Origin of the sequence: Elstera sp. (assembly GCF_044372965.1) — a bacterium.
Taxonomy (GTDB): domain Bacteria; phylum Pseudomonadota; class Alphaproteobacteria; order Elsterales; family Elsteraceae; genus Elstera.
Window position 1 is genome coordinate 1 of record NZ_JBILQX010000138.1, and the last position, 9,561, is coordinate 9,561.

10 protein-coding genes and 1 pseudogene are annotated in these 9,561 nt (G+C 61.3%); 1 reads left to right on the top strand and 10 read right to left on the bottom strand.

All coding sequences use genetic code 11. The features are described from left to right. From ACIQ36_RS14970 to ACIQ36_RS15005, 8 genes are all read right to left on the bottom strand, one after another. Positions 1 to 789 (bottom strand): hypothetical protein (locus tag ACIQ36_RS14970; RefSeq protein ID WP_395830694.1); only part of this gene is annotated, 789 nt, incomplete at its 3' end. After that, entirely contained in the window at positions 786 to 2,330 is a 1,545-nt protein-coding gene (locus tag ACIQ36_RS14975) for an ATPase, T2SS/T4P/T4SS family (RefSeq protein ID WP_395830696.1), read from the bottom strand. The genes ACIQ36_RS14970 and ACIQ36_RS14975, both read right to left, overlap by 4 nt. Next, positions 2,330 to 3,679, bottom strand: a complete 1,350-nt coding sequence (locus ACIQ36_RS14980; protein ID WP_395830698.1) for a hypothetical protein — start codon at positions 3,677 to 3,679, stop codon at positions 2,330 to 2,332. Before ACIQ36_RS14980 ends, ACIQ36_RS14975 begins: the two co-directional genes overlap by 1 nt. Then, complete coding sequence (locus ACIQ36_RS14985) at positions 3,676 to 5,241, bottom strand: hypothetical protein (protein ID WP_395830700.1); 1,566 nt, start codon at positions 5,239 to 5,241, stop codon at positions 3,676 to 3,678. The genes ACIQ36_RS14980 and ACIQ36_RS14985 overlap by 4 nt, the downstream gene beginning before the upstream one ends. Next, the gene (locus tag ACIQ36_RS14990; RefSeq protein WP_395830702.1) at positions 5,238 to 5,693 is read right to left on the bottom strand and encodes a TcpQ domain-containing protein; all 456 of its coding nucleotides are present in this window, start codon (positions 5,691 to 5,693) and stop codon (positions 5,238 to 5,240) included. Before ACIQ36_RS14990 ends, ACIQ36_RS14985 begins: the two co-directional genes overlap by 4 nt. Continuing rightward, complete coding sequence (locus ACIQ36_RS14995) at positions 5,690 to 6,286, bottom strand: hypothetical protein (protein WP_395830704.1); 597 nt, start codon at positions 6,284 to 6,286, stop codon at positions 5,690 to 5,692. The genes ACIQ36_RS14990 and ACIQ36_RS14995 overlap by 4 nt, the downstream gene beginning before the upstream one ends. Further along, the gene (locus tag ACIQ36_RS15000; protein ID WP_395830706.1) at positions 6,287 to 6,658 is read right to left on the bottom strand and encodes a hypothetical protein; all 372 of its coding nucleotides are present in this window, start codon (positions 6,656 to 6,658) and stop codon (positions 6,287 to 6,289) included. A gap of 10 nt (positions 6,659 to 6,668) precedes the next feature. Continuing rightward, a complete protein-coding gene (locus tag ACIQ36_RS15005; protein WP_395830712.1) occupies positions 6,669 to 7,235 on the bottom strand; it encodes a TrbI/VirB10 family protein in 567 nt (188 codons plus the stop codon). Positions 7,236 to 7,446: 211 nt separating this feature from the next. Here ACIQ36_RS15005 and ACIQ36_RS15010 point away from each other — a divergent pair. Then, a pseudogene (locus ACIQ36_RS15010) lies at positions 7,447 to 7,524 on the top strand (hypothetical protein); the annotation flags it as partial. Positions 7,525 to 7,945: 421 nt separating this feature from the next. Here ACIQ36_RS15010 and ACIQ36_RS15015 read toward each other — a convergent pair. Both ACIQ36_RS15015 and ACIQ36_RS15020 read right to left on the bottom strand, forming a co-directional pair. Continuing rightward, entirely contained in the window at positions 7,946 to 8,944 is a 999-nt protein-coding gene (locus tag ACIQ36_RS15015; RefSeq protein ID WP_395830708.1) for a TrbG/VirB9 family P-type conjugative transfer protein, read from the bottom strand. After that, on the bottom strand, positions 8,925 to 9,561 hold a 637-nt coding region (locus tag ACIQ36_RS15020; protein ID WP_395830710.1), incomplete at its 5' end, for a VirB8/TrbF family protein. The genes ACIQ36_RS15015 and ACIQ36_RS15020, both read right to left, overlap by 20 nt.

Here is a 9,561-nt window from a genome sequence, read left to right on the forward strand (position 1 = left end):
GTGCCCTTTACAGAAGACTTGCAGCGGCTCGATGTAGCTGCGCAGCCAGGGCGTCGCCGTGTAATGCAGCGCCTCAAGCGCGTCGGCGGCGGTCTTGCCGATAGTCATGACGAAGGCGAGGCCCGATAGAATGCCGAGACCCTGCTGGCGCGCGTACCCCCTAAATCCCGGCAAGTTCTGATCGCACCAGCGCCGGTTTGGTCCGGTCCAATTCGGCAAAAACCAATAGGAGGCGAGCTTGACCAATAGCGCCAACGATAGGATGGGAAAATAGAGCCAGGTGACCGCCGCCGCGAGCCCAAGCCCCGCCTCGGTCCAGCCGGAATAGGTGATCGGTGTCCCCAATTGGGTGTTCAGGATATGCTGCGTATAGGTCGTGGTGCCAAACTGCGCCCAGGTCAGGAATGACCAAGGGATCAGGTTCCAAAACAGCGAGAGGGACGATTCTTCGTATTTTTGCGCATGATGCGCGTAAGCGGCCGCCGCCTGGAACCCGGCAACGTCAGCGCCCTTCTCGGTCTCAGCAATACGAATGAAGGCAACCTCGACGGGGGGAAGAATACCAACCGCCATTGACGACAAAGACAGATCGCTCCCGACCGTCTCGGCCTCGCCGTTGAGAACATCCGCCCACTCACGGAGCTTATCGGACCAATCGTCGCTATCGCGTCCGCCGTTAGTGAGGGTATGCCAATAGCCGGACAGCGCGGGGCCGAGGGCGGTGTTTTCAGAAAGCCGGTCGGCCAACTCCCGGTAAAGGGTTTCGCGGTCTTCGGAGGATATTCTCATTGCGCGGCTCCTTGGTAGACCGTCAGAACGCGGCCGGGGTGATCCTGCCCGGCAAGTTCGAAGTCAGCGGCGGCATCCCAAAGTTTGATCAGACCATGCGCGAAGACAGGATCGACCTCGCCTGCGGCGACCATCTTGAACAGCGACATGCCGAGCGACGTTGCGGGGCGGAGGCGACTGCCATCACCGCGCAACCACATCGACCGGCCCTCGTCGCGGCTGGCCAGAATTGTTCGGCCAAGCCTTTCCGTGTTTTGAACAATTTCGACAATGGGACGGCGTCCGATAATTCCGTTGCGGCACGCCGGGGGGCAGCCGGGCAGGGAGATAAAACTCCGGCGGCGCGCCTCACCAAACAGACCGAATTCTCTCAGGATTGGCGTTAGCTTGTGATGCTCGACCTGGGGATGATCGCGCCAGGGTGTTGAGCAATGCGGGCATAGGATTGGCACCAACCGCATCGAGATGACGGCGGAATAAACCTCGGGGTCGGCGATATTATGCGGCGGAACGCCCTCTTCACGCAGACGGGAAAAGGCCGTTACCCCATCCTTCGCGTGGAAGGTCATCCAAGCTTTAACGATGCGCGACCACAGCGTGAAGGCTTCGATTTGAATGATCGAGCGGGCTTCGCCAATGAAGCCCATATCCATGGCTCCGCGCAGAGCGGCGCGGGTAGCCGCTTTCCAATCCTCGTCAGACGTCACCGGTATCTGTCGACCTTCGGCGAAAACACGCTCGGGCGGATCCTCAAGCATATACAAGGTCGGCGCGGCTCCAGCGGCCGTCCTAAAATCAACCTCATACTGAAGCGCGCCATATATCAGCGTGGTTTTGCCATGACCGACCGGCCCCGTGACCAAAATCCCGCCGGTCTCGCGCTCGGCAAGCTCCTGAATAATCTCAAGATGGAGAGAATCGATGCCAAGGCTACCAAGCGGCCTGACCCGCCCGTCCGGGGTTTGTTCAACCAGACGAACCACCAAAACCTTACCCAGGCTATCCATAAACTGAGCGCGGATCATGCCAAGGTGGCGCGGTAAACGCTTCCCGCCGTACGTAAACGTCGTAAATGGCGCGCTGTTCAACCCGGTATGGCTATAATCCTTTAGCCCTTCCTCACTATCGGCCGTTCCCAAAGACCAAAAGGCATTGCGGATGCGATGCCCCTCGGTTGCGCTCAGGGTGCGGATGGTCTGCTTGTCAAAATTGCTCGCGAACTGAACCAGCGCATCACCGCTCGGTCTGATCTCCAGATGAACGTCGCTCACATCGCGGCCCTCGGTCTGTGCCAGAAGCGTGATCGCTTCCTCGACTGGCACCTTTTCCTCAGGACTGGTCGCGGGCTTCTTGAGCGGGGGACGGTTCATCGTCGCAATCTGCGCCGACGGGGCGACCTTCAAGGGCCAGTCAGAGCGGTTCGTCGCGATCAGGTGTTGCCGCAGCAGGGCAATCTGCGCCTCGTCGGTTAAGGCGTGATAAACCGCTTTTGACGCGAAATGAACGAACGGGCTGAGGTTCGGGTCAAGAACGGCGGACATTACAGGATCCTCCCCGTCACCGACCAAACGCCCTTGGGATCGCGCGTGACGCTCTCAACGGCAAAGGGGGTTCGGGCCAAGGCCGCGGCCCAACTGCGCGGATTATGGGGCGAGGTCAGCGTCACCTGAACCAGCGTGCGCGTCGACGTGGTGTCGGCCTTGGGCGCGGCGGAGGGTGTTGGGGTCCCACTCCCAGTTGCAAGGCCGCCCGGCGGGATGACACTCGCAGGACCGGTTGTGGCGGTGCTCGGCGCGGCAGGCTTGGCCGTAGCTGCGCCCGACAGGGTTTGAACGACAGACTTTGAACTGACCGTGACCAGAGTCGGTGGGAGCGCTCGTTTCATCGCCTCAAAGACCTGGTCGGACGGGATCCCGCTCGGGCCGCTTGGAATGAGCTGGTGCGGCGCGAGGGTCAGCGTCACGGTATGGGTCTGCGCCGAATTGCCCATCTGCACGAGACTAAGGGTCCACCCGGCGGAGGTGCCTGACGGCGCGGTGCAGGTAACGGTTGCCATCGTCGGGGCGGGAAGACTGGGAGCTGCGGCGGCATAGGCTTGGTCGCAGGCGATGAGGAACGCCGCCGGATCGGGAATCGCGCGGGTCGGCGGCACATAGAGCCGCTCCTGTTGGACCACGACTTCCTTCGTGACCGTGCGAACTTCGACCGAGCGCTTAAACCAGCCGAAGGAGAAGATTGTTCCCGCGGTCAACGCTATGGCGGCAACCACCCACCAAGCCGAGACCTGCCCCAGGCGCAACCGCCGCAACGCGGAGAAATCCCGGCTGACCACAATGAGCGGACAGGCGAATTTTGGATCGAGGGCAACGCCTAACCGCTCAGCGGCGACCCTGGCCGTAGACGGCTCCCCCGATTGGAATTCCTCAGGAATAATTAAATCGAAAGCGGTAGGGCGGGCGAGATAGTCAGCCGCCGCCAGAACCGCCTCAGGTTTTTCGACAACCTCGTCGCGCGTAACCTTCCCGTCTTCGATCTCGACAATCCAGAACCATGTATCCGGGTCGGGATAATGGGCATTGCCTTCGAGCGCATAAATTCCCGCAGCCCTCGGCGTGCGCCCGATTTTCCGCGCGATCATGGCGGCGGCGGCCTGGGTTTCCTGCCCGCGCCGATGGTCGGGATGGGTGGTGAAACCTGCTTGCCGCGCGTCCTTAATAAAAAAGAACGAAGGTTTCTTGGCCTTTTTAGCGTAGGCGCGCGCCTCTGCCTCGGTCGGGAAGGCGTCCCACTCGAGACCAAGAGCATGATGACGCCCCTTGATCGTAAACGTCAGCGGGCGATCTGCGGTCGGCTGAAACCGGCGTTTGCTGTCGATGAACGCAAAAATCATGGGGTATCTCCGGCGACCTGGAGAATATTGCCGGTCGAAGGATCGCGATTTGGCGCAGTTGGGCTCAGCAGTTCGGCAGAGAGCATAACCAATTGCAGCTGATAGTTGGTATCGGCCGCCGTGGATCCCCCCGGCAGGGGAATATCGGCCGTAACCGCACCGGAGCTATTGTTGCGCGCGGTTTGAACTACCCGCGAGCTGAGGACTATGGTGTCGCCTGAGGCGATATCGATTTGATCGTTGAGTTCCCGGTCAAAAGTGTCCGGTTGCTGGACGGTGACATTGCCGGAGACGAGGGTCTTAAGATCAAGCAGTTGAGAGATGGTTAGCGCATACCCGACTGTCATCCGCGTCCGGCTGCTCGGCATTGCGACGATACTGCCTTGGGTGCCGACGGTCAGTTCTTCCTGATTGATCGTCGCTGTCGTCGAGCTGATCGTCTGGCCTTGATTTTGCCCCGCAGGGGTCGAGGAGCGGATATAGGTTATGTTGCGGACTTCGGAGATCCGCTTGACATAGCCTGGCATCAACGTCGCATCGATGCGCTCATTGGTGACCAGTGTATTGCGGCGAGCAATTGTCGAGATTGTGCTCTCGAGAGTGTCGGCCTTAATACCGGTCGGGGTATTGCGCAGGAGATTGAAGGCCGTCGCTGTGCTGGTTCCGATCAAACGCGCAGGCTGACCAAAGAGACTGCCCCAGACCGAATCAAGGCTGGTTTGCAGGCTTCGGCTATTGCCAAGGTCGACTGCCAGCACCCGCACCACAATCCGAGATTGGGTGCGGAGCTGCGCAAGCCGGTCCTGAACCAAGCTCTTGATCCTGGGAATAGCCGCCGCCGGCCCCCGAATTGAAATCACCCCTAACTCGGCATGGACCTTAATCTGTGCCCCAGGATAGGGCAGGCTGGGGTTGAGCTCTTCGAGCTTCTTGAGCCAGTCTTTGAGGCCTTCTTCGGTGGCAATGGATTTACCTGTACCGCTCGCGCCTTGCCCAGTGCTCTGTCCGCCGCCCGAACGGCTGCTTCCTGACCGGGTAGAGGCCGCCTGGAGGGCGGGCATCAGCGGCGTCGGGATCGGCACAATCTCAACCCCGGCCGGAACGAGCATGATGACGCCGCCCCGGTGGTCATAGCCGATACCCTGGCTGGTCTTAAGCGACTGAAGCACCGTCCCGAGATCACCTTGCAATCGGCCAACTGGATTGAGAGGCGCTGTCATCAGCGAAATGATTGGGTAATTGACCTGCTCTGAGAGGGCGCGGGCAACATAGGACAGCGGTACGGCCTCGCGGAGGACGAGATCCACCGACCCAAGCCCCTCCGGTAGCGGATTGCCACCTCCGAGTTCGATGACCTCTTCTCCAAGATAGATATCCGGTGAGGACGACACGCGGCCGGTTTGGGGCGCACGATTCTGTGCCCGCGCCGCCGCCGATGACAGCAGGGCGTTATTGGCATTGATGGCGTCGCGCGACGTGACGAGCGCATCATTGGAGCAACCAGCTAAGAGTGCGAATACCAGCCCCAGGGCGGCGGTGGGTTTGATAAAAACTGTGTTCATTCGCCCAACGTCCCGTCTTGGGTGATGCGGACAACGCGGTTGCCATGATTAAAGCGCGGCGTCAGCGCCGGCGGTCCGGGAAAACCCTCGTTAAAGACCTGTTCGACGGTTTCCTGAAACGGTCCGTAGACGCTGGCCCCGACTTCGATTTTCCGGTCAACTGCCGCCTGCCATTTGAGGGTGTAACCGGCTGTTTTGGCCCATTCCTCCATCATCGCGCGCGCCGTCGAGCCCTTGTGGGCCACCCACAACCGCGAGCCGGGTTTTTCAACAAGGGTGGGGATTCCGTCGAGGGTGGCCGCTTCCCGTTTCGGCGGCTCTAGCGGCGGCGCATCGGGGGCGATCCGCCAATTGGCCGGAAAATAGGGCGAGCGGTTGACGCTATCGGCGGTGCGTTCCAGCGTGCTGCACCCGGCCAACAGTGTGGCCGACACCAGGAGAACCCGAATCACTTGCTGAAACCTCCGACAATAGGGTGAGGCGCGATGATCAGCGCCGTAGGCAGGCCGTCGCCGTTGAGGCTGACGGCGGCGTAATGCGGCGGGCTAACGGCAGCCAAAAGGCCGCGGACGTTGGCCGCGAGATCAGAGCCCGGCGTGGGGGCGATTTCCACCGAAGGATCGCCGCTAAGCGACGTGGCTAGGCGGATACCGTGATGGTCCGCGAGGACACGCAGAGCTTCGCTGAAGGGTACAGTCCGTGAGACTGGCATCACCGGAGCGGGCAGCGGATCGGCTTTGAGCCCCTCGCCCTGCCCTTGACCGGGGGAAGCGGCCAAGGGCAGGGGTGCGGCAGAAGGAGGCTCTGCCGCAAGACCGGGTGCCCGCTCCAAGGGCGTGGGAGCGGGATCGGTCGGAGGGGTGGCGGGGGCCGATGGGCTTTGCGAGGCGGGAACGGCCGGGCTCACAGCGCGGGGAACTAGCCGCGTTTCCCGGTCGCTCTGAAGGGCAACTGGCGTGCCGATACGAATGACCGTATCGCCGCAACCCGCCAGGAGCGACAGGCTGGCCCCGAGCAGGCTCCAGCGGTAAGCGCGGCCGAGCATCTAGGCCTCGCTCGGCGCAGCGGGCGGCATGCTGCTGTCGGCGGCGGCAGAGCCCTGGTGTTTGAGAATGATCCTGTTGAGGAGGAGTTGAACCAGAGTGTGTTTGTTCGACAGCTTCATCTCGTGCCGGAGGCGCTCGAAGGCTTCCCTGTCGTGGGGAGTGCTCAAGGCGATGAGGCCTCTGCCATCAATCGATGGGAGGTTTCGGATCTCATCGACGCTTGTTTTATGGATCAGCGCGGTAAACTCGCTGCGGAGCCAATCAAAAAATGGCTGTTCGCTCCCGGAGCCAAGATAAAGCGGGTGGAGCAGCACGGCATACTCGGGCGGGACGTTAAAAGCGATGTGTGTCCGGATAGGGCTGTTTGCCATTCTTTTAGGCCTATTGCGCAGGTTGATAAGGTTCGAGAATCATGGTCCGCATCACCGTTGCGGTGACGTGGGTGCCCTCCCGTATTGTGATCGTCGGCGGAATATTGAGTTGCCGGTCGACGATGCGGCTTCCGGCGGAACTCACCGATTGAGCGACGGAGTCGCCAATACCTTGCCGGAGGGAGTAGCGGTCATAGCTGGCATTGCCGCGGGCGAGATTACCGCCAACGGAGAGGAGCGTGCTGAGCACGACGCCGAGGCCGATGCTCTCAACATGGTAATCGACACGATCCGCCAGCCCTGCCGCGCCCGATCGATCGGACCCGGTCAGACTGTCTAGAGCGATTTCCTTACCATTGGGTAGAATAAGGCGCGTCCAGACCACCTGAAGGCGGTCCTGGCCATTGCCCACGGCAGAGTTGGTTTTGCCGATGAGTGTCGAGACCGCCGGAATGAGAATAAAGCGCCCCGCCACACTGTCGCGCACATCGACGGTCGTCTTGGCGACGACATCGCCGGGCAGATCGGAATTGAGGGCGGTTTTAAGGGCGGCATTGATAATGGTGCCGGGTTTCAACTCGAAGCGGCTTTTGGGAGCGGTCAGTCGATAGCGCGACCAGCCGTCGTCGCCCTCGGCCTGGCGACCCGAGACGGCAAAGCGCAGGTTGGTCTCGACACTGGTCTCCGGCTGGCGCGCTGGCCCCTGACCCGCGCCCGCCGCACCGACAGTTCCCCCCTGACCAAGACCGGCGAACTGCGCTAATGCAGCGGCTTCACCGCCGAACCCGGCTTGGCCGGGTGCGCTCGCCGCGTTGGTCGCATTGGCGAGGCTTAGACGCATCAACTGTTCTTGCAACTCGATCTGAGAGAGCTGTTGATTTGCTCCCTGATTCGAGCGGCGATTGGTGAGCGCGAAGCGCGGATTGGCGACGCGCGCGGCCTCGGCTTCGGTGTCAACCAGCGGCGCTCCAGGGACCGGCTCGCCGGGAGCCTGAAGCAGATTGTTAAAGACCTCCGGTGCCTGCGAGCGCGGCGCGGGTTCCGGTTCCGGCGGCGTGCGGGTCAGTGTTTCGTAGTTGCTCGTATTGGCCGCCACCAGCGCTTGATTAGAGGGAGCTGTCGCGGTCTTTTCGGCAGGGGGCTTCTCCCGGTTCATGGCCCAGAAAATGATGAAGACGATTGCTCCGAAAGCGATTCCGGTCGAAAGGGTTGCAATGCGACTGATGGTAACGACTTGTTTCTTTTCGGCCTTGCTGCGCTCGTCGGCCTCATCTTTGCGGATCTCGGTCATGAGGCACCGCCTTCACGGGTGATCCGCACCCGTTCTTGAGGATCACGACCGAGCACAAGCTCGGCGATGGCGATGGCACGGTCGACCACGAAGAAGTTATTCTTGATGCGGTAATTAAGCTGAACGATGCCCTCGCCATTCTGGGCGAACAGCACGGGTGCTTCGACGCTGCCAAGGTCGGGGCGGAACTGGATCCAGGTCTGGCGGCCGTCGGTGAAAACTTGTGTTGGCTTCCACGCCGGATTGCCCGAGACCGTCTCAATCCGATAGCGAAAATCCAGCCGTGACGGGTCCGCGGAAATCGACGTTTCGCGCTCCTCGACGATTTGCTTTTCTTGTCGGCGTTGTGCTTGGATTTTCTGCATTTCCTGGGGGTAATTCCAGGCAACGCGCGGATTGAAAGGCTGGTCAGCCTCGACCGAGACGAGGTCTATCACATATTCGTGGCGATCCGTCGTGATCAGCAGATTGGTCTTCAAACCAGCCTTCAACGGTTTGATGACGAGAAAATCGCGCTCGCCGCTGATTTGTTGGTCAATTTTCCAGCGCACCACATCGCCACCCGACGCACTCTCGAAGCGCTCGCCGGGCTGTAGGGCGATGACGGTAATGTGGTTGAAGCGGGCGACGACCTGATAAATGCCGCCCACCGCATAATCATAGACCGTCGTCGCGCCGTCGAACTGCGCGTTTTGACTGGTTTGGGTTGCGGCTTGGGTCGCGCTGGTCAGGTCCAGCGCTTTGGCGGGCCGGGCCGGGGAAGAAGGGGCCGGGGCGGACAGGGCGGCCATCGCAATCGGCGTTGATTGCATCGGCGCAGGGCGTTCCAGCGGCAAGGGCGCACTGTCGAGGCGCGGCGCGACCACCTGTGGGACCGCTTCGACGAGTGCTACTGGGGCCGGGTCCGAGCCACGGGAGAATTCGATTTTGGGGAGATAGGCGCAGCCGGTCAGCAGCGCCGTCCCCATCAGCAAACTAATTGATGCCGCGCGCATAATCTTGGATCCAGGTGAATTTGGTGAGGAGGAGCCCGAGCGGATTGACCTGAAGGTCGGTCAGGGTTTTGGGCGGAAGATCTTCAAAGCTGCCCGCGCCGGTAAAAGTCTCGGTGCGCAGGCGTTTGCCGTTGGCAAAGCAGGTCTCTTCCCAGCGCACCTGCCACGCGCCGCCCGACAGCGGTTGAACGGCGAGCACACGAACTTGAATGGCCGTGCAAGCCGCCGTCTTGCGGCTTTCGGCCTCTTCGCGCTTTTTTTGATAGTCGGTGCGAATGCGGTCGGCGGTCTCGCCATCGACCCATTTGGCCACCAACTCTTGATTAGCGGCATAGACGATGGGATCGAGCGGCAGGGCGCGCCATTTCTCGATTAAATCCTGCAAGCGCGAGCGCTTTGCGCCGTCGCTCGGCGACCAGGGGCCGCGCAAGTCGACGATTTCCGAGCTATTCTCGCGGACCAAATAGGCGGCAACGTCTTTCTGGCTGTAAAGCACGGCATGGCTTGCGACCAAGACCGCCACCGTTGCCAGCAGCCCGTAAATGATGATCGTTTGCCGTCCAGCCACGGTCAGAACGCTGCTCATGCGGCTATCCCACGCGCGCTGCGCGTCGCGG